A 19866-nucleotide genomic window follows, 5' to 3' on the forward strand; every position below is an offset into this window, starting at 1 on the left:
TTTTTTCAGAAAGACTTCGATGTTCGCGAACCGCCGCCCCGTCCATATCAATTTGAAACCCTTGTGCCTGTGCGTGCTGCAGGCGTTGGCCGTGGTTGCCCACGTGGCCCACGCCGCCGACGGCGCCGCCGCGCCGCTCGATCCGGCCGGTGCGCCGATCGCGGTGGTGGAAGTCACGGGCAGCGGCCAGTCGCGCCAGGTGCAGAACGTGTCGCGCGCCGACCTGCAGCAGGCCACCCCCGGCACCAGCCCCCTGAAGACGCTGGAGAAGCTGCCAGGCGTCAGCTTCCAGTCGGCCGACCCGTTCGGCAGCTACGAATGGTCGACGCGCTTCTCCATCCGTGGCTTCAACCAGAACCAGCTGGGCTTTACCCTGGACGACATCCCGCTGGGCGACATGAGCTACGGGAACAACAACGGCCTGCACATCTCGCGCGCGCTGTCGTCGGAGAACATCGGTCGCGTCGTCGTCTCGCAGGGCGCGGGCGCGCTCGGCACCGCCTCGACCAGCAACCTGGGCGGCACCGTGCAGTTCGTCACGCTGGGGCCCGCCAACGAGCAGGCGCTGACGGCCGCGCAGACGCTGGGCAGCGACGACACGGCGCGCACCTTCATCCGCTTCGACAGCGGCACGTTCGGCACCGGCACCAAGATCTACGTCAGCGGCACGCGCATGCGCGCCGAAAAATGGAAGGGCGCCGGCCCGCAGGACCAGGACCAGTTCAACAGCCGCGTCGAGCAGCAGCTGGGCGAGCACACGCTGTCGGCCTTCTTCAACTACTCCGACCGGCGCGAGGTCGACTACCAGGACCTGTCGCTGGAAAGCGCGGCGCGCCTGGGCATGGACTGGGACAATTACTACCCGGACTGGCAGCGCGCCGTCGACGCGGCCAAGGGGATCTACCGCGGCGCCGTCAACAGCCTGGACGACGCCTACTACCTGGGCCAGGGCCTGCGCAAGGACAAGCTGGCAGGCGTGGCGCTGGAGATGAACCTGGCGCCGAACCTGGCGGCCAAGGTGACGGGCTACCACCACGGCAACGAAGGCCAGGGCCACTGGTACACGCCGTACACGCCCACGTCGGCCGCCGTGCCGATCTCGATCCGCACCACCGAGTACACCATCAGCCGCAACGGCGTGCTGGCGGACGTGACGTGGGAAGCGGGCATGCACACATTGAACGCGGGCTTCTGGGCCGAGCGCAACAAGCACGTCCTGACCCGCAACTTCTATGCGGCGACGGACGGCCGCTATATCGACGATTTCCTGCGCGACCCGATGAGCACGGGCTTCCGTCAGTCGTTCGTGACGGACACGCGCCAGTTCTACCTGCAGGACACGGTCGCGCTGCTGGACGGCCGCCTGAAGATCAACGCCGGCTTCAAGAGCCCGAAGGTGGAGATCGACGCCCATACGATCAGCGGCGACCGCGCCGACGGTGCCATCACGGCGAAGAATACGTTCCTGCCGCAGGTCGGCGTGACGTACCAGCTGTCGAAGAGCGACGAGCTGTTCGCTTCCGGCGCCAAGAACATGCGTTCTTACCAGCCGGGCGTCAACGGGCCGTTCTCGCAGACGCGCGCCGGCTATGCGCTGTCGATCGGCGACCTGAAGCCGGAAACGTCGAACACGTTCGACCTGGGGTTGCGCTTCAAGCGCGACGCCATCCAGGGCTCCATCGCCGTCTACTACACGGACTTCAAGGACCGCCAGCTGGGCATCGCCACCTGCGCCGGCATCGTCGGCTGCGCCGGCACGGTCGCCAACGTGGGCAAGGTCGAGACACGAGGGCTGGAAGCGCTGGCCGTGTGGAAGATCGACCGCGGCTTCAGCTGGTTCAACACCTTCACCTACAACGACTCGCAGTACAAATCCGACTACACCGACAACGGCAAGCTGGTGGCCGTCAGCGGCAAGCAGGTCGTGGACGCGCCGAAGAAGATGTTCAACACGGAGCTGGCGTACGAGGTCAACGGCCTGTTCGCCCGCCTGGGCGCGAAGTACACGGACAAGCGCTACTACACGTACAGCAACGACCGCTCGGTGCCGTCGTTCACGGTAGCCAACCTGTCGGCGGGCTACAAGCTGGGCAGCGTCGCCATGCTGAAAGAGGTGACGGCGCAGGTGAACGTGACGAACCTGTTCGACAAGCGCTACTTCGGCACGATCGGCTCGAACGGCTTCTCGGCGGCCGACCCGCAGGGCACGTCGATGACCTTGATGTCCGGGGCGCCGCGGCAGGTGTTCTTCACGCTGTCCGGGAAGTTGTAACGGCGAAAGCGGTCACGCGGACGGTCCGGCCACCTCGACCTTGCCGAAAAAGCCGTACTGCAGGCTGGCCGCGATCCGCTGCGCGACCAGCAGCAACTCGTCGGCCACCGGCCGCTCGAACAGTTGCCGCGCGGTCGCGTCGAAGAGATCCAGCCAACGCTGGAAGTGCGCCGGCGTGATCCCGTCCAACGTCATGTGCTTGCCGTAGACATTGCCCTGGAAGCCCTTGACGCCCAACATCACGTCGCTCCAGAACGCGACCATGCAGGCGAGGTGGGGCTCCCAGTCCTCGCCGATGCGCGGGCCGAACGCGGCGGCCAGCAATGGATCGCGGCGCACGTCGGCGTAGAATTCATGCACAAGGCGGCTGATGGATTCGGGTGTGGCGGCGCAGTACATGGACGTTCGGCTGGCGTAGTGGGAACCGCCATTGTAGTACCTCGCCGCGCTGCGCCTATCCGCGGCCGCTGCGGGGAGCGGTCGTGATCAACGTCGCCCCGCAACTGGTGCGGTGGCCGTCGAATGCCACCGGCACGCCGTCGATCAGCACTTTCGGATCGCCTTCGGCGATCGTGCAGCTGCCGTGGCCGGGCAGCGGGCAGGTGCACTGGTCTCCCTTGCGGGCGACGGCTACGCCCAATACCTTGCTGTGCGGGGCCGCGCTGACGACCTTGCCACCGTGGCTGGTGGGGTCGTTCAGCCGGATCACGCCGCGCATGGCGCCATCTCCCTGTCGTGGTTGGGCATATTCACTTGGAATATCCCTGCTCATCATCTTGCGCGTCGTGCCGCAAGCCCCACCAGGGGAGGAAGGCAGAGCCGCCGCCGCGCGCGCGGAACCAGGGGCCGTCCGGATTGAACGGCCGGACTTTCTCGGGCGGACTGACGACCAGCGCCGTCGGTTGCGCCGCATCGGTGGTACCGGCGATCAGCACGTGCTTGCCGATGTGGTTGGCATAGGCGATGCCCAGCGCCACGTTGGTCAGCGCCGTGCCGGCGCCCATTTCGCCCAGTAGGGCCGGGGTGTTGAAGGTATCCTTGACATAGTCGAGGTCCGGCAGCTCTGTCGCCAGGGCCTGTGCCAGGCCGGCAATCCTGTCGGACGAGGCGGCGTGGCGATTGTCCGCGTCGTGGATCACGTAGCCGATAGCCATTTCACTTTTCCCCGCATTGACGGCCGCGCCGTGCAGCGACGCGCTCCATGCCTGCACGCTGCGTGCCGGCTTGCCATTGCCCGCCTCGAAATCGGCCGTCCTGGACGTGGCCGGGTAACCAAGCCATGCGAGCGGCGCACGCCCGGTTTGATAGTTAGGCCCTGCGAGAACTAGCAGTACCATGTTTTCGTTGATCTGTTCATCCTGCGGCGGGTAGCTGGGGGCGTCCCAGTTCATGACCCAGACTGTTTCGTTCGGGTGCGCCTTCAGGTAGTCCAGGCCGGCAGTGAGGGAAGTGAAGCCGGCGTTTGCGCCGCCCATCGTGACGTGGACGTCGGGTGGAGTGTTGCGGCTCCATGCCTCCGGCGTACTTGCATATCCGATCTGGAAATTGTCGTTGATTAGTGCCGTTGTACGGACCTTTGCATTGAGCGGGTCCAGCCGTCCGGTGGGCAACGCGTACTCTACATGGATCCCTGCTAGCTCGCGCCATGTTGCGCGGTCTGTCAAGGAGTGTGCATTGTAGAAGTACTCAGAACTGGAAAAATAAATGTCATGGAACGGAGTGAGGAGCTCATGCAAGTATTTCTCATGGTAGCCATCAAACGTTTCTTCACCTTCGTTTCCATACGCGATTATTCCTACGGCTTGCAGCTTGCTGTATCTCCACGGCTCGGTTCTCACCATGTCGTCGTTGCTGTTTGGACGGGCAAGACCGAGTGTCCAGAGCAGTTCCCATTCAGTTGGATAGTCACGACGGTGGAGTGGATTGAGCCATTGCAAGCCTACGACCTGCGCTTGAAATGGCAGGGCGGCCACGTCGGGCGGCGCGTTGAGAGGAGATGGATTCTTGTCGGAGTTTGCGGGCTTACTAATCACGAAAAGAATGAGCAGGGCGACGGCTATGCAGGCTATTCCGAGGGCGGTACGATGCATGTTTCACCTCTTTCAGGAGTGAATTCTTTGAATTTGGGGGCATCACAGAAGTCAGAATATACTTCGTTTGTCGCGGATAGCTGATGGAAGGGTGCCCTCAAGGGTGGCAGCTTTAGACCATTCCATCAACGTTAGTTTCTTGTAGAGACCCGAAAGAAAGTATTCGCTGAAGGCCTTGTTCTCATTGCCATCAGGCAGTCCGCTGAGATATCTCCAATCTGCAGCAACTCTTAGTGTCCGGAGTTCTTTTGCCGAAAGATGACAAACCCCAACCGCGACGTCATAAGCCAGCGCCTTCTCGGCATGCCTGGGATTCGTCATAATCGTCGAGTGGTCGGTGGCATTGGTGTCGACGGATGCGGCAAGGACGTACCCGATCCGCTGTTTCCGCCAGCTCTTGTAATGGATGCCGGCCTTTGCCGGATCGTCTTCCTCGATCACCTTGGCGTCCGGTGCATATCGACCCTCCCTGCGGGCCAGCAGCCTGAGCATCGCGTGATGCTCGTAGCGCAGCGCGGCTTCGCTGGCGACGTCACCTTTCGGGGCATCGGTCTGGTCCGCCGACTTGGCATCGCGCGGTGCGCCTGCAAGCGGGCGGTTTTCCGCGTACGGGTCGCCTTTTGGGTGCGCACGCGCCTTGTCGCGCGATTCGCCCGGTGCGTCATGTCCTTGATCGAAACGCTTGCTTTCCACGCCGAAGCGTAGCGCGAGGGGATGAAAGGGCTCTGGCAGCGGTGGCGCCTGGATCGGTGTCTGCCAGTCGTCGGGCGGCGACGCGTTGATTGGCGGCCCGAACAAACCCAGTCCGACCACCGCCAGCGGCGTAACCGCAGCGGTCATCACGACACCCGCAATGTGATCGTTCGCGGCGGCTCCCTTCGTGGGCGAATAGCGGGTCTGCGGCGATGGCGGCCACCAGAAGTCCTTCTTGTGTGGAGATGGCTTGTTGTGCTGGTCCCTCCAGAAGTGGTAGATGCCGCGGTTCCCCACCATATAACCCTGCGAGAAGACCCGCTGACAAAATACCCCGTCGCCACGGGTCGCCGAGATTTCCTGCTGGTTCAAGCCGCGCCAACCGATACCCTGGATAGTGCTGGCCGAGATGACCTGGTCATGAGGATTGAAATACAGCGTTACACGGCCTGTCGTCATCTTGCGCTCGCCGAAGCCGTGTCGGTTACGGTCCGAGGCGGCGTCGAACTTGTGCAATTCGTTCTTGATGAACCGGTCGATATGCTGCGCGCTCTGGCTGGTAGACTGACGCCTGCGGATGATGTCGAAAAATGCCGCCAGGGTCTGGTGGCGCGCTTCTGCTGTCTGCCTGCCGCCCTTGCCTTGCGCATCCTTCATGCCCAGTTCGGTCCAGGCTTGGGCTGTATTGGCGGTCAACAGGCTGTACGGCGGGTTGCACAGCACGTAAGTATCGGCCACGCAGGTGCTGGTGTTCCCGGCCAGGTCTTTTGCCGGTGCCAGCGTTTCACCCAGGAAGGCGGCAGCCATTGCCACCATATTTCCCTGGCTGTGGCACACGATCGTGATCGGCGTGTTCGCCTGTTTGCGGCGGATGGAGCCGATCAGCTTGGCCAGGCGCAGCGCGGCCAGCACGAAGTAGGGACGTGGCGGACAGGCATAGACTAGCCGGTCGTTGGTCGGGTTCAGGTGTTGTACGTGCAGGAACAGGAACAGGGTGTCGTCGACACCGCTGCCCCACAGGTCGGGCAGCGACGTGCAGCCGTTGGCAAACGGGCCGCCACCCCAATAATTCTGTTCGTTCAGGTAGATGTGCTTGCCATATTGTTGCAGTTCCTTGCTGCTTGCCTTGTAACCCCAGCGGAAGTCGATCACCGGTGAGAACTGGGGCGTATCAGCCATAAAGGTCTTGTGGTTGGTACCTGGGTCGATATAGCCATCCGGCGTCAGCTCGGCCCGATAGTTGATGGGCGTGAGGTGGCCGGCTTCCGGCGTCGCGTACGCCAGGTGCTCCGCGCCCCGTTTCAGGCGCTGATTCAGCCCTTTGCACAGGCCTTGTTCCGCCTGCTTGTACCACTCGCCATCAGAATTGACGCCGTGGACGAAGATGACGATCCCCGGCAAGGGCAGCTGCATGATCACGTCCAGGTGCTTGGCGCTGACGAAGGCAACGCCGGCCTTTGCGCCCACCATGAAATTGTCCGGACTGAACGCAGGGTTGTCGAATTTCGGGACGCTCATGGAAACGCTCCTGGTCTGGCACCACATTAATTGCGCGGCGTGTAGAAGAATGCTTCCAACAATTGCGGCCTGTCGCTGGTGACCTTTTCGCCCTCGCCGGCGTTGTCGCTTTGCCCCACGAGGGGAGTGCCCCCATCGCGCTGGACGTAAAGCTTCATGCCTTCGACAGGCTTGCCATCGGTCGGCCGCAGCAGCCGCGGAGTGCGGCCGAAGTCATCAGCTTCGAATTTCGGCATCTCCGTGCTGGCGCTGGCCGGGCCATTCCAGTGGTGGTCATCCGTCTTGACGGTCAGCGAGCCGGGCCCGCCCAGCTCGACGTTGCCGCCCTTGAGCTTCAGGTAGGCGCCGCCGCCCACGATCAGCGTCACTTCCTCTTCGGCCATGACGATGAAGCGCTTGCCCGCCGTTGCCTTGACGTCCTTGGCGGAGTCGATCTGCATGTCGTCGTGCTGGCTCTGCATCAGGAAGTTTCCATGGTGGGCGATCTGGGCGATGCCGTCCATGTGCGAGAACAGCGAGATGCCCTTGCCCGCGTTCAGGTTGAAGCGCTGGCCGCTGGTCAGCTGCATGTGCTGCTGCGCGACGGTGTCGACGTTGACGCCGGCGTAGCTGACCAGCGTCTTCGACGTCGTCACGGCGATGCCTTCCGGCGCCGTCACGCTGACCGTCGGCTTGCCGCTGGTCGCGGCGGCTGCCACGTCCTCCTTCAGTTCGGCCTGCCCGGCCGGGTCCAGCGCCAGGCCCTGGTGTTCGGCCGCGTACTGGCCCAGCGACTTGAACAGGTCCAGGCAGTCCTGCATCAGGCCGATATGCTCCTCGCTGCTCAACTGATTGCCGCAGGCGTCCAGGCGTTTCCATGCCGAGATCAGCAGGGACTTGGCGGTGCGCAGGGCGCCGCTGTCGTTGGTCGTCAGCTCGAAGCCGGCGCCGCGCGGCGTGGCGGCGCCGTTGCTGCGCGGGTGCGTCAGGAAGCCCAGGTTGAGCTGGGCGTGGCCGTGCGCGCTTTCCAGCTGGGCGCTGATCTGGCCGGGCGTGTCGTCCAGGCGCAGCTGGTTGTAGCGCTGGCCCTTGCCTTCGTGGCTCTTGATGCCGGATAGGTAGCGGTCGCCCGGCAGGCGGCTGACGTCGCTGAACGACGGCGGCGTCTTGGTGGCATCGTGCACGCGGCCGACGATCAGCGGCTTGTCCGGATCGCCGCCCAGGAAGACGCAGATCACCTCGTCGCCGATGCGGGGCAGGGTGATGGCGCCATACTGCGCGCTGGCCCAGCCGCTGGCCACGCGCACCCAGGCGGAGTCGCGCTCGCTGTCGGAAGCGCCCGCCCCCTGGGCATGCGCGTGGTCCTTGTCGCGGCAGCCGGGGAAGCGTATTTTCACGCGGCCCAGTTCGTCGCAATGGATTTCCTCGCCGGCCGGGCCGACGACGAACACGCTTTGCGGTTCGGCACGCGGCACGTCCGTGCGCGGATCGAACGCCGGCACGATGGGCACGCCGCGGCGCACGCACGTAAAGTGATTCGTGTAGCGCACGCCGCGCTCGGCGCTGGCCTGGTCCAGGTCGCCGTCGGCCACGTGCCAGCGGTTCAATGCGAACAGGCGCTGCACCCGCTCGTCGAGCGTTTTTGGCAGATTGTTCTCGGCCTGGACGCGCAGCTCCGTGATGACGAATTCACGCTGCTCGGGCGGGTGCGTGTCGAGTTCCGGATGGTGCTCGATGGTATTCCACTGGCCGACGCACATGTCGCGCACGCTGCCTTCTCCCTGGAAGTACTTCGACTCGTACTCGTGGCGCTGCATGCGCGCCGTGCCCAGGCTGCGGTAGTCGTCCGAGCTGTCGCCTGCATGGGGGACGTCCACCAGGTAATCGTCCAGGCTGCCGGCGAAGTGGTTGCCGAGCAGGCCCTGGTCGTGGATAGCCAGGTCCTGGCTCTCCATTTGCCTGGCGCGCTCGTAGTCGGCGCTGCTTCTCGTGTATGAACCGCTACGTTTGCGCTGCCGAACTCAGTCGGAGCGCCCGGCCGAAAGAACCATCCGATGCCCCGGCGTTTCCATAGCCGTCGCAGGAACGCGCCAGTCGGTTCGTTATATTGCATGGTGAATTCGCGCGCCGGATAGGCGTGCACCAGCGCCAGCTCGAAGTCGAATGTCCTGGCCACTGCCGGATGGTCCAGGCGCCACTCGCGCAGTATCGCTTCGGTGATCCCCACCTCGTCGGCGTTGCGAAATACTCTGGTGTTCACTGCATTATCCAGTATCGACAGTGCGTCGCGCACCCGCAGCTGGTAGGTGGCGAGGCCGCCGTCGCCGCCTCCCTCGGCAGCCGCCGTCACGATGCCGCATACCGAGCGGAGATTGCCGCGGTCCGTCACGAATTGCAGTTCGACCGGATTGGCGATGAAGCGCTTCAGGGGCATCCCTGCGATGACGGCAACACAGAATAAGCAATAGTCGATACCGCCACAGAGGCTTTCCGTACCGTTGACGCGCTTTACGAGCAGTACATCGTCGAGAACCTGCGTGCCATCGAACAGCCGCAGGCGGATGGGGCGGTTTTGTCCGGTCAGCAAGGAATCCAGCGGAGCAAGAGCGTTCGTCATATCGGCCGGTGGGAACGTTGGAACGAGAACTGTACCGATATGCGTGCGCGGCAAGGTTGATGCTCATCAGGACGAGGACGAGGTGTTGCAAACGCGTCGGTGTCTGCCGCGGCGCAATTCGACCGGCCCTGGGCAGTACAATGGCGGTCCACTGGAACCGTACCGTCCCTATGCCCGCCACACAATCCACCCGTCCCCATATATTCACGCTCGCCTGGCCGCTGCTGGTCGAGCTGGTGCTGTCGGTGGCCATCGGCGTCGTCGGCACGACGCTGGCGGCGCAAACATCCGATATTGCCGGTGCCGCGTTCGCGATCGCCAACCAGATTTCCGTCACGCTGTTCCTGCTGTTTCGCATCGTCGGCTCCGGTGTCGGCGTCGTCATCACGCAAAGCCTGGGCGGCGGCCAGCGCGAGCGTGCCAACCGGGTAGCGCTGGCATCGGTCGGCGCCAGCACGTGGATCGGGGCGGTCACCGCGCTGGTGGCGCTGGTCGGTGCCGACGGCCTGCTGGCGCTGCTGCAAACGCCGGCGGACGTGCTGCCGCTGGCCACGCCGTTCCTGATGGCGCTGGCCCCGGCCATGTTGTTCGATGCGTGGAATGCCTCGATGGCGGCGGTCATGCGGGCCCACCTGCGCACGCGCGACACCCTGGTGGTGCTGGTGGCCATGCACCTGTCCCACCTGGCCCTGGCCCTGCCGCTGATGCATGGCTTCGGGCCGCTGCCGGCGCTGGGCCTGCCCGGCTACGCGCTGGCCCTGGCGCTGAGCCGCGCGCTGGGCCTGGCCCTGCACCTGCTGCTGTGGCGCCGCCATTTGCACCTGGTACCGCGTCGCGCCGACTGGTGGCACCTGCCGCGCCGCGAGCTGGCCGAGGTGCTGCACATCGGCGTGCCGGCGGCGGCCGAGAACATCGCCTGGCGCCTGTCGTTCATGGCCGCGATGGCCGCAGCCGGCACGCTGGGCGCCCACGCGCTGGCCACGCACGCCTACGTGCAGCAGATCGGCAGCATGATCATCGTGTTCAGCCTGGCCACCGCGTTCGCCGTCGAGATCATGGTGGGGCACATGGTGGGGGCGGGGGAGCTGGGCGCCGCACACCGGCTGGTGCGCACGTCGCTGTACCGGGGCCTCGTCATCAGCGGCACGGTGTCGGGCGCGGTCGCGCTGGCCGGGCCGCTGCTGCTGCGCATGTTCACCAGCGACCCCACCATCGTGGCCGAAGGCGCGCTGCTGCTGTGGCTGGGCGTGCTGGTGGAGCTGGGCCGCACGTTCAACCTGGTCGTCATCAATGCGCTGCGCGCCACCGGCGACGTGCGCTTTCCCGTCGTCGCGGGCGCGGCGTCGATGCTGCTGGTGCTGGCCGGCGGCAGCTGGCTGCTGGCCATCCACTTCGGCCTTGGCCTGAAGGGCTTGTACATCGCGTTCGCGGCGGACGAGTGGATCCGCGGCCTGGTCATGTGGCGGCGCTGGTCGGTGCACGCGTGGGTGCCCCATGCCCGGGCGGCCCGGCGCAAGCTGCGGCGCTGACGTCCTGCGTGCGCGGCGGGGCAGTGGTACGATGCTCATATGCCAACGAAAACCGACAAGAACCCCAGGAGTTGACCGTGTCCACCCGCCCATTCGTCCAACCCGAACGTTTTGACGATCCCGCCGCCGCGCTGGCCCAGGTGCGGGCCATCTACGACGGCAGTATCGCCCACCTGCGCGAGTCGCTGCAGCGCTTTGTCGAGGGCGAGACCCCACCCAGCACGTACGCGCCTGCTACCCGTTCGTGCGCGTGCAGAGCGAGACCTTCGCGCGCGCCGATTCGCGCCTGGCCTATGGCTTCGTCGCCGGTCCCGGCACCTTCGAGACGACGCTGACCCGGCCGGACCTGTTCGCGCGCTATTACCAGGAGCAGTTCCGGCTGCTGCTGAAGAACCATGCGGGCCAGCGCATGCAGATCGAGGTGGGGCTGTCGGCGCAACCGATCCCCGTCCACTTCTCCTTCGCGGAGCACGACCATATCGAAGGCAGCATGAGCCACGAACGGCGCCAGCTGATGCGCGATGTGTTCGACCTGCCCAACCTGGCCGCGATGGATGACGGCATCGCCAACGGCACGTTCGACCCGCCGCCCGGCGAAGCCCAGCCGCTGTCGCTGTTCACGGCGCCGCGCGTGGATTATTCGCTGCAGCGGCTGCGCCACTACACGGGAACGTCGCCCGAGCACTTCCAGAAGTTCGTGCTGTTTACGAACTACCAGTTCTACATCGACGAATTCGTGCGCCTGGGGCATGCCATCATGAGCCGCGAACCGTCCAGCGACGATGACGGCTATATCGCCTTCGTCGAGCCGGGCAATATCGTCACGCGCCGCGCCGGCCAGGACGAGCAGCCGGGCGACGGCATGGGCGCGCCGCTGCCACGGCTGCCGCAAATGCCGGGCTACCACTTGATCCGCGCGGACGGCGCCGGCATCAGCATGGTCAATATCGGCGTGGGGCCGGCCAACGCGAAGACGATCACGGACCACATCGCCGTGCTGCGCCCGCATGCGTGGCTGATGCTGGGCCACTGCGCGGGACTGCGCAACACGCAGCAGCTGGGCGACTACGTGCTGGCGCACGGCTATGTGCGCGAGGACCACGTGCTGGACGAAGACCTGCCGCTGTGGGTGCCGATCCCCGCCCTGGCGGAAGTGCAGGTGGCGATCGAGGCGGCGGTGGCCGAGGTGACGCAGTTGACGGGCCACGACCTGAAGCGCGTGCTGCGCACAGGCACGGTGGCCAGCACGGACAACCGCAACTGGGAGCTGCTGCCGCAGCGCACGCCGGAGCGGCGCTTCTCGCAGAGCCGGGCGGTGGCGCTGGACATGGAAAGCGCGACGATCGCCGCCAACGGCTTCCGCTTCCGCGTGCCGTACGGCACGTTGCTGTGCGTGTCGGACAAGCCGCTGCACGGCGAGATCAAGCTGCCGGGCATGGCGAACCAGTTCTACCGCGACCGCGTCGACCAGCACCTGCGCATCGGCATCCGCGCCATGGAGATGCTGCGCGCGCTGGGCACGGACCGGCTGCACAGCCGCAAGCTGCGCAGCTTTGCCGAGGTGGCGTTCCAGTAACGGTGGCACCAGCGTCCGACCAAGGTGCCGATATCGCTTGCCAACACCGGTGTCAGGGTGCCTGACACCGCAGGCCTCGACCGATCAAGGCTCCAGGATGCCCCGCCGGATGGCGATCGTCACCGCGTGCGTGCGATCGCGCGCCCCCAGCTTGGCCAGCACGGTGCTCATGTGCGCCTTGACCGTCTCCTCGGCGATGCCCAGCGCCAGTGCCACGCGCTTGTTGGAATTGCCGTGGGCGACGAAGCGCAGTACTTCCGATTCGCGTGCCGACAGCGTGTCCGCGTCGATGTGCGCCGCCAGCTCCACGGCGATTTCCGGCGGAGTGTGGCGCTGGCCGGCGTAGACCTTGTCGATGGCGTCACCCAGTTCCGTGCGCAGCACGCTTTTCAGCAGGTAGCCCATCGCGCCCGACTTCAGCGCGCGCAGCACCTGCACGTCGCCCTTGTAGGTCGTCAGCACGACGATGCGCGCTTGCGGCGCCAGCGCGCGGATGGCGACGATGGCGTCCAGGCCGCCCATCACGGGCATCTGCAGGTCCATCAGCGTCACGTCGGGCTGGTGCCGCACATACTGTTCGACGGCTTCGCGGCCATCCGCCGCCTCGGCCACCAGCTCGTGGCGCCCGCCCAGGCCCAGCACGGCGGCGATCCCTTCGCGCATCAGCGGGTGGTCGTCGACAACCATCACGCGCACGCGCGGCGTGGCGGGCAGCGCGCCGCGTTCCATATTGACCAGTTCATCCATGTCGGCTCGGGACCGCGCGTGCGGCTCAAGGGTTGCGATGGCGGCATCTTAAACCCGCGAACCCGCCAGGCCGCCCCGCGGCCGGCCCGCTGCCCCTTTCGGGGGATCGGGCCGGCAGCGTATCGGGGCAGCGCCGACGTGCCCGATGTGGCCTGTGCCGCCGCGCGTGTCCCAAGTAGCCTTGGGCGCATGGATATCCGACTTTCCGCCGCCGCCCCGATCGCGTTCGGCCGGCATGCGTTCGACCCCTGGCGCGGTGAGCTGCGTACCGCCGGCGCACGGCCCATCGCGCTGGGCGCCTGCGCCGTGCGCGTGCTGCAGACCCTCATCGCGGCTGCCGGCCAGGTGCTGACCCCGGCCCAGCTGACCGAACGCGCATGGCCGGGACGCGCCATCCACCCCAGCAACGTGCGCGTCCAGATTGCCGCCTTGCGGCGCGCACTGGCGGGCGACCGCGACCTGATCGGCACGGTCAGCGGTGCCGGCTACGTGTTCACGGGCCGGCTGGCCCGGGCCGGTACGCCGGCGCTGCTTGGCCGCGCCGCGTTACTGGCCGCCGTCGCCACGCGGCTTGAAGCCGGGCCGATCGTTACACTGACGGGGCCGGCCGGCATCGGCAAGTCCGCGCTGGCGCAGGCCGTGGCAAGGCGCACGGCCATCGCGCGCCGTGCCTGCGTTGCCGTGGACCGGCTGGGAGAGGCAAGCGAACGGGCACTGCTTGCCGCGGTGGCCACGGCACTGGGCGTGCCCGGTGCGACGTCGCTCCCGGCGCTGGCCGCGGCGCTGCCCCATGCGCCGTTGCTGCTGGTACTGGACAACTGCGACCACGCCATGGATGCGGCCAGCCGCCTGGCCGAAGGGCTGGCACGGCAGCGGCCCGCCTTGCGCATTCTTGCGACCAGTCGCCAAACGCTGCGCGCGGACGCCGAGGCGGTCGTGCGCGTGCCGCCACTGGCGCCGGACGACGCCACGCACCTGCTGCTGGCGCAGGCCTATGGCGGCAGCGGCGCGCTCGCCCCGACCGCCTGGCAGGCAGCCACGCAGGCGTGCCGCTGGCTGGACGGTGTACCGCTGGCGCTCGTCCTGGCCGCCGCGCAGGTACGCGCGCAGCGGCGCAGCGGCCCCTGCGCCATGCTGGCCTGCCAGCGCCGGCTGGCCGCCGCGCCGCCGGTTGACCTGGCGCTCGCTGTCGTGCCGGCGGACGGTACCCTTGCCGCGCGCCACCGCAGCCTGCGCGCCGCCAGTGCCTGGAGCGAGCCCTTGTTGCCGGCGCACGCGCGCCAGGCACTGGGTCTGCTGGCGCCGTTGTCCGGCTGGTTTGCGCTGGACGATGCCGTGGCGCTGCTGCGCGCCCACGGCGGGGATCGCGCCGATCCGGTCGACAGCCTGGCCGTGCTGGCAGCCCACTCGTCGCTGCTGGCCGACACGACCGTGGCGCCGGCGCGCTATCGCATGGCGCTGGCGGCGCGGGCCTGAGCGGCCGCCTTGTTGGCCGCCGGGGCAGTGTGCACCCTCACCGAGCGGCCGACCGGCGCGGGCTCGTCGAGCGGGCGTTCGCGCGGCCGGTAGTGCTCGTCCACGACCAGGTTGACCGTACCCGGCGGCAGCACCTGCAGCGACTTCAGGAATTCGATCAACGCCGCCTGGTCGTCGGCGGATGCGGCCTGGAACGCCCGGCGCGATGCCAGTGCCTCGCCGGAATGGCCAAGTACCGCTTCGCGCATCGTGCTGTACATGCCGTGGTGGAAATAGGGGCCTGAATTGGCGATCCCCCACAGGCGGCGGGTCAGGAAGCGCCGGTTCCCGGCCGGGAACTTGGGCGCCCACACGGGCCAGTTCATGTCGAGCGATTCGAGCGGCATCGGCTCGTCCGGATCGGTGATGTCGTGCAGCTTCATGTCGGTGTAGGCCGGCACCATCATCACCAGGTCGTCCGGATGTTCGGGCGCCAGCCGCGGCGCGGGCAGGGCGCGATCGTTCAGGTCGACACGGACCGTGCGCGCATCGCCACTGCGCAGGTTGCCGGCCGGGTTGAACGGGCCCGGCTCGGTGAACGTCCAGCCGTCCCGGCTCAGGGGCAGGGCGGGCACGTGGCAGGCGGCGCAGCCCATGTCGCTGAAATTGCGCTGTCCCCGCACGATCGCGCGCGCGATGACGGGGTCGTTCGGGATCACCTGGCCAGGCACCGGCAAGGTGGCCTGGAAGATCGACGCCGCCGTCACGTCGGCGCGCGTCAGCTCGTTGCTGAAGCGGTCGCCGTCCGGGTCGGTATTGGCGCCGAAGCGCTCCGTCGACTGGATGCCGTGATGGTGGTTGAACGACGTATTGGTGAAGTCGCGCAGCGAGACCGAATTGCCGGCCTGGTGCCAGGGCCGGATCACCAGCGACGGCGGATCGAGCGGCGTGGCGGTGATCAGGCTCAGGCGTGGCAATCCGGTGACGGCGCTGACATCCCACAAGCCGTCGGCGCGCCGCGTCAGCTTGCCGAAGTTGACGCCCTTCGCGACCAGCGTCCGGGTCTCGCCGCGCCGCATGTTGTCGCGACTGCGCTGCAGCTCGACCGTCATCTCGCGGGCCAGCATCTCGATGTAGCCGGCGCCGAACATGCCCGGGGTATGGCGGGAGTTGCCGATGCTGGCCAGGGTAACGGGCTTGCCCTGCTCGTCGACGGCACCCCGGGTCGGCACCAGGTCGGCACGCTCGAAGGTGGCGAAGTCGAAGCGTTGCCCCTGCACGAACACGTTGGCGACGAAGTCGCCGCTGCCGCCCGTCATGCCATGCGGCTGGTTATGGCATCCCATGCAGGAATTGGCATCGGGGCCGGAAATGCGGTTGAACGAGCGAGCGCCGGTGAGCGGCATGGACGTGTCGGCCAGCGCGCGGCCGTTGCCCTTGGTCAGCGGTCGCCCGCCGCCTTCCGTATTCGTCCAATTGGCCGAGAAGACGCGGCGGCCGTGTTCCAGCAGCTGTTCCGGCGACGCCGTGTATTCCTCGTCGTCCTGCAGATGGACCGGCAGGCCCAGTTCCATCCCCACGCTGTTGCGGCGCTGGGAGGCGTCGATCAGCAGGCCGGTGGCCGCGGCGCTGGCGGCCAGCACCGTCGACGCCAGGCCGATTGCAAGAGTGCGGCGCATCGTCATCTCCTCATCGCTTCTGCTTCGCTTCGGGCGCGACCAGTTCGACCGGCACCTGCCGGTCGGCCGCGCTCGTCAACGCGGCACCACGGGCCAGCAGGCTGCCGTCGCGCCAGACTTCCACGTTGATGCCGCCGGGGGGCACGCCTTTCAGCGTGAAGCCACCCGCGGCGTCCGTGTTGGCCATGCCGCGGTAGCGCGGGTTGCCGGACGACGTGACCCGGACCTCGGCCCCGGCCAGCGGCGCGCCCGACGGTGCGGCCGCCTGGCGCGCGCGCAGCGCCGTTGGCGCCGCCAGTTGCAGCGGCGGCGCGGCGGTCAGTGTCGCCGTCGGCACGGCGGCCGGCGGCAGGATCGTGCGCACGCTGTAGCCACCCGCCGCGTTCGGCGTGAGGACGACGAAGCTGTTGTCGAGGTCGAACTGGCTGGCGGCGGTGAAGTATTCGTACACGGCGCTGCCGGCCGGGACCTCCAGTGCCGGTGTCGCGCTGTAGTCGACCTGCTGGAAAGGGGCGTCCGGGCCGGGGGTGATGCCGGCGATGGCGCCGCTGCGCAGGGCGGTCATGCCCTTGTAGGCAAACACGATGCGGCCATCGCGGTACAGCTGGATCTGCAGCGTGTTGCTGCCGCCCTCGCTGTACTGGCGGGTCCGGTCGTACGTCACGACGAAGCGGTCGGGCAACTGGTCGTTGATCAGCACACCGCCACCGCCGATCAGGTCGTCGAAGAACGCGGCGATGCGGGGCAGGCGCGTGAACGCCGGCACGTCCTCCCGGTAGGTCGAGTCGCCGCTGTCGAACGTCAGGTAGCCGTTGCTGCCGACGAAGGCCGTGCTCCGGTCGGTGCCGTAGAACGGGAACGTGAACGGCAACGTGCGCTGGGTGAAGCAGTCGTCGCACGTGGTCCACAAGGTGCCGTACTCCGTTTCGAATCGTACGTCGATGACGCTGATGATGCCGACATCGGTGACGCCGCCCGGCACGGGAGGCGTCGGCGCCGAGGCGCCGTTGCGGATGGCGCCGCCGGCCGGCGTCCACGCGGCCTGCAGCACCAGGTTGCCCAGCACGGTCGGCACTTCGCGAATCACGAAGCGGCCGTCGGCGCCGGTGGTGCCGGTGCGTCCTCCCGGGGCGGTCACCAGCGCGCCGGCCAGCGGCGTGCCGGCGGCATCGACGACCTGGCCGACCGCCTGCGTCAGCGGATCCGGCACGACACCGACCGTGACCGCCGCCGCGCTGCCTTCGTTGCCGCCCAGGTCGCGCGCCACCGCGCCCAAGGTCAGCGCCGAGACGCCGCGCGGCACCGTCATCGTGTACTGGTACGGCGCGCCGGTGCTCGTGAAGGCCGTCAGCCCGTTGACGAGGAAGCGCACGGATGCCACCGTGATGTCGTCCTGCGCATCGACGGCGATCGTCAGCGGCGCGCCTTCGTAGACCTGGGTGCCGTTGGCGGGGGCCGTGATCGTGGCCGTGGGCGGGACCCCGGCCAGGTCGATGCGGGGCTGGTACTGGCCGATATAGAGGCGGCTGTCGCCGCTGCTGCCGCCCCGTTCCAGGCTGTTGCGGTCGGCCACCAGGTAGACATAGCTGTCGTCGGTGGCGATACCCATGCCGTTGTCGTCGCGGTCGGCGAACGCGAGGATCGCGCGCGGCTGCAGCGTGGCCGGATTGCCGATGTCGACGATCGGCACGCCGTTGACGAAGGCCACGTCGGCGCCCAGCGCGAAATTGCCGGCGAGGGTGACGTTGGTCAGCAGGCCGCCCAGCGCTTGCGGGGTGCTGGACAGCACGACCGGCGCGGCCGGGTCGGCGATGTCGACCGACGTCATGCTGCTGGCATAGTCGGCCACGATCGCGGTCGTGCCCCGCAGCGCCACGCCACGCGCGTCGCCGGTCGAGGCGGTACCGCGCAGCAGCGGGGCGGACAGGTTGCTGATGTCCACCAGTTGCAAGCCGGCGCCGCCCATCGCCACGGCGGCCAGGTTGCGCGACAGGTCGACGTCCACGTTCCACCCCGTACCGCCCAGCGCGATCGCGCCGGCCTGGATCATCGCGCCCGGGTTGGCGACGCTGACGATGTACAAGGTCGCGCCGGCCACCACGTAGGCGGTCGTGCCCCGCACCTTGACGCCCATCGCGTTGGGGGTGCCGGCAAACGTGCCCAGCAGCCGCGGCGCCGTGGGTGTCGTCACGTCGACGACTTTCAGGCCGCCGCTGGTGGCAAGGAAGGCCAGGTTACCGGCCAGCGTGATGTCGTTGGCGCTGGCATCCAGGTTCAGGCTGGCGAGAATGCTCGGCGTGCGCCGGTCCGCGCCCAGCGCCACCACCTGCAGTCCGGCCGATCCGGCCGCAATGAAGGCGAACTCGCCGCTGACCGCCACGCCATTGGCGAAACCGGGGATCGGCAGGTACGACAGGGCGCCCGGCACGAAGTCCTGGACGGTGCCGCGTACGGCGGCACTGTGGCCGTTGTTGGCGACGGTGATATCGCAGCTGCCGGCACTGCTGGCATGGACGCGCCCGTCCGGTGCGCCGAAGTTGCAGGACGCGATATTGCTGCTGGCGTAAGTGGTCTGCCGCGCCGTGCTGGTCAGGTCGATCTCGACGCCGTCGATCATCGTGCCGGTGACGGTCAGCTGGACGCTGGCACTGCCCGTCAGCGCGTTGACGATCAGCGTGAAGGTGGCCGGCGTAACGCGGATGCTTTGCAGGGCGGCACCGAAATTGACGCTGGCCGCGCTGGTCGGATCGCTGCCGGTCCGGATCTCGGTACCGTCGCGCACGCCGTCGCCGTCGGTGTCCGCCAGCACGGGACTGGTGCAGAAGCCGCCGCCGCACTGTACCTCGGCGCCGTCCTTCAGGCCGTCGCCATCGCTGTCGGCATTGCGCGGGTCGGTGCCGGCGCGGTACTCGTCGACGGCCGCGAGGCCATCCCGGTCGAGGTCGAGCAGCGCGTCCGCCGCGTTGTTCGGATTCATGCCGAGGCGCAGCTCTTCGTCGTCGGGAATGCCGTCGCCGTCGCTGTCGGCGCCGGCCAGGGCAACCCGCAGCTGGGCGATGCCCTGCGTGCCTTCGTTGATGGCCTGGATGACGACGGTGCCGCTGCGTACGGCCGTCACGAGACCCGCCGGCGTGATCGTGGCGATGGCCGGATTGCTGATGCTGAAGCTCGTGCCGCTGGCCGTGACATCGGCCTCGTTGCCTGCCGCGTAGGTCGCCTGTGCGCGAAGTTGCGTGGTGGCGCCGGGGCTGGCCAGTACCGCGTCCGGTACCGTGACGCGCAGGTTGGTGGGGATCGGGGTGGTGGGACCCAGCACGATGGGTGGCAGCGTGATGGAGCCGTTGGCCGGGATGACGAACTCGGCCGATTGGCCGTAGGTGGTGACGCCGCCCTCGACGCACGTGGCGCGGGCCCGCACGCGGCCGAAATTGGCCGGCAGGTTCGGCAAGACCCACGTGCCGTCGGCGCGGGCCTGGACGTTGCGGTTCAGCACACTGACCATGCAGTGCTCGTTCAGGCCGGCCGCGTAAAGCGGGGGCGCCCAGGCCAGCAGCAGTCCCGCCAGCAGCAGGGCGCCAGCGCGCAACAGCGCCGCGGCCCGCGCAGGTATTCCGGTCGCCGGCTGCCGCCTGCCGCCGGCGGCGCCGCCGGACCCGCTGCAGCGCAGCGCCATCGATTGGCTGGACAAGGCATAGGATCGCATATCGTTCT

At 67.6% G+C, this 19866-nt stretch carries 11 protein-coding genes and 3 pseudogenes; 4 read left to right on the plus strand and 10 right to left on the minus strand.

The features are described 5' to 3' along the window. Positions 1-19 precede the first annotated feature (19 nt). Positions 20-2272, plus strand: a complete 2253-nt coding sequence (locus tag PX653_RS03705) for a TonB-dependent receptor (protein WP_277416579.1) — start codon at positions 20-22, stop codon at positions 2270-2272. 12 nt (positions 2273-2284) lie between these two features. On the opposite strand, the gene PX653_RS03710 is transcribed toward PX653_RS03705, so the two are convergent. The 7 genes and pseudogenes from PX653_RS03710 to PX653_RS28310 all read right to left on the minus strand — a co-directional run. Further along, positions 2285-2632, minus strand: a complete 348-nt coding sequence (locus tag PX653_RS03710) for a group III truncated hemoglobin (protein WP_277416580.1) — start codon at positions 2630-2632, stop codon at positions 2285-2287. Positions 2633-2726: 94 nt separating this feature from the next. Beyond that, positions 2727-2990, minus strand: a complete 264-nt coding sequence (locus tag PX653_RS03715; protein ID WP_277416581.1) for a PAAR domain-containing protein — start codon at positions 2988-2990, stop codon at positions 2727-2729. Positions 2991-3021: 31 nt separating this feature from the next. Beyond that, positions 3022-4362, minus strand: a complete 1341-nt coding sequence (locus PX653_RS03720) for a virulence factor (RefSeq protein WP_277416582.1) — start codon at positions 4360-4362, stop codon at positions 3022-3024. A 51-nt stretch (positions 4363-4413) separates the two neighbouring features. Beyond that, entirely contained in the window at positions 4414-6573 is a 2160-nt protein-coding gene (locus tag PX653_RS03725; protein ID WP_277416583.1) for a T6SS effector phospholipase Tle3 domain-containing protein, read from the minus strand. A gap of 26 nt (positions 6574-6599) precedes the next feature. Next, positions 6600-7373 (minus strand): DUF2345 domain-containing protein, encoded by a 774-nt coding sequence (locus PX653_RS03730; protein WP_277418509.1) that lies wholly within the window; start codon positions 7371-7373, stop codon positions 6600-6602. Positions 7374-7388: 15 nt separating this feature from the next. Next, positions 7389-8510: pseudogene (locus PX653_RS28305) on the minus strand (type VI secretion system Vgr family protein); the annotation flags it as partial. Positions 8511-8641: 131 nt separating this feature from the next. Then, a pseudogene (locus tag PX653_RS28310) lies at positions 8642-9169 on the minus strand (contractile injection system protein, VgrG/Pvc8 family); the annotation flags it as partial. Positions 9170-9339: 170 nt separating this feature from the next. Here PX653_RS28310 and PX653_RS03740 point away from each other — a divergent pair. Both PX653_RS03740 and PX653_RS03745 read left to right on the plus strand, forming a co-directional pair. Beyond that, the gene (locus PX653_RS03740) at positions 9340-10698 is read left to right on the plus strand and encodes an MATE family efflux transporter (RefSeq protein ID WP_277416584.1); all 1359 of its coding nucleotides are present in this window, start codon (positions 9340-9342) and stop codon (positions 10696-10698) included. 77 nt (positions 10699-10775) lie between these two features. Further along, positions 10776-12274 (plus strand): annotated as a pseudogene (locus PX653_RS03745) (AMP nucleosidase). Between the two features lie 84 nt (positions 12275-12358). On the opposite strand, the gene PX653_RS03750 reads toward PX653_RS03745, so the two are convergent. Beyond that, the gene (locus PX653_RS03750) at positions 12359-13021 is read right to left on the minus strand and encodes a response regulator (protein ID WP_277416585.1); all 663 of its coding nucleotides are present in this window, start codon (positions 13019-13021) and stop codon (positions 12359-12361) included. 189 nt (positions 13022-13210) lie between these two features. Between PX653_RS03750 and PX653_RS03755 the strand changes: the two genes are divergently transcribed. Beyond that, positions 13211-14497, plus strand: a complete 1287-nt coding sequence (locus PX653_RS03755; RefSeq protein ID WP_277416586.1) for a winged helix-turn-helix domain-containing protein — start codon at positions 13211-13213, stop codon at positions 14495-14497. On the opposite strand, the gene PX653_RS03760 is transcribed toward PX653_RS03755, so the two are convergent. Next, entirely contained in the window at positions 14467-16155 is a 1689-nt protein-coding gene (locus tag PX653_RS03760; protein ID WP_277416587.1) for a di-heme oxidoredictase family protein, read from the minus strand. The genes PX653_RS03755 and PX653_RS03760 overlap by 31 nt on opposite strands. A gap of 10 nt (positions 16156-16165) precedes the next feature. Further along, complete coding sequence (locus PX653_RS03765) at positions 16166-19858, minus strand: NIDO-like domain-containing protein (RefSeq protein WP_277416588.1); 3693 nt, start codon at positions 19856-19858, stop codon at positions 16166-16168. Positions 19859-19866 lie beyond the last annotated feature (8 nt).

The organism is Pseudoduganella chitinolytica, from assembly GCF_029028125.1.
Lineage (GTDB): Bacteria > Pseudomonadota > Gammaproteobacteria > Burkholderiales > Burkholderiaceae_D > Rugamonas > Rugamonas chitinolytica.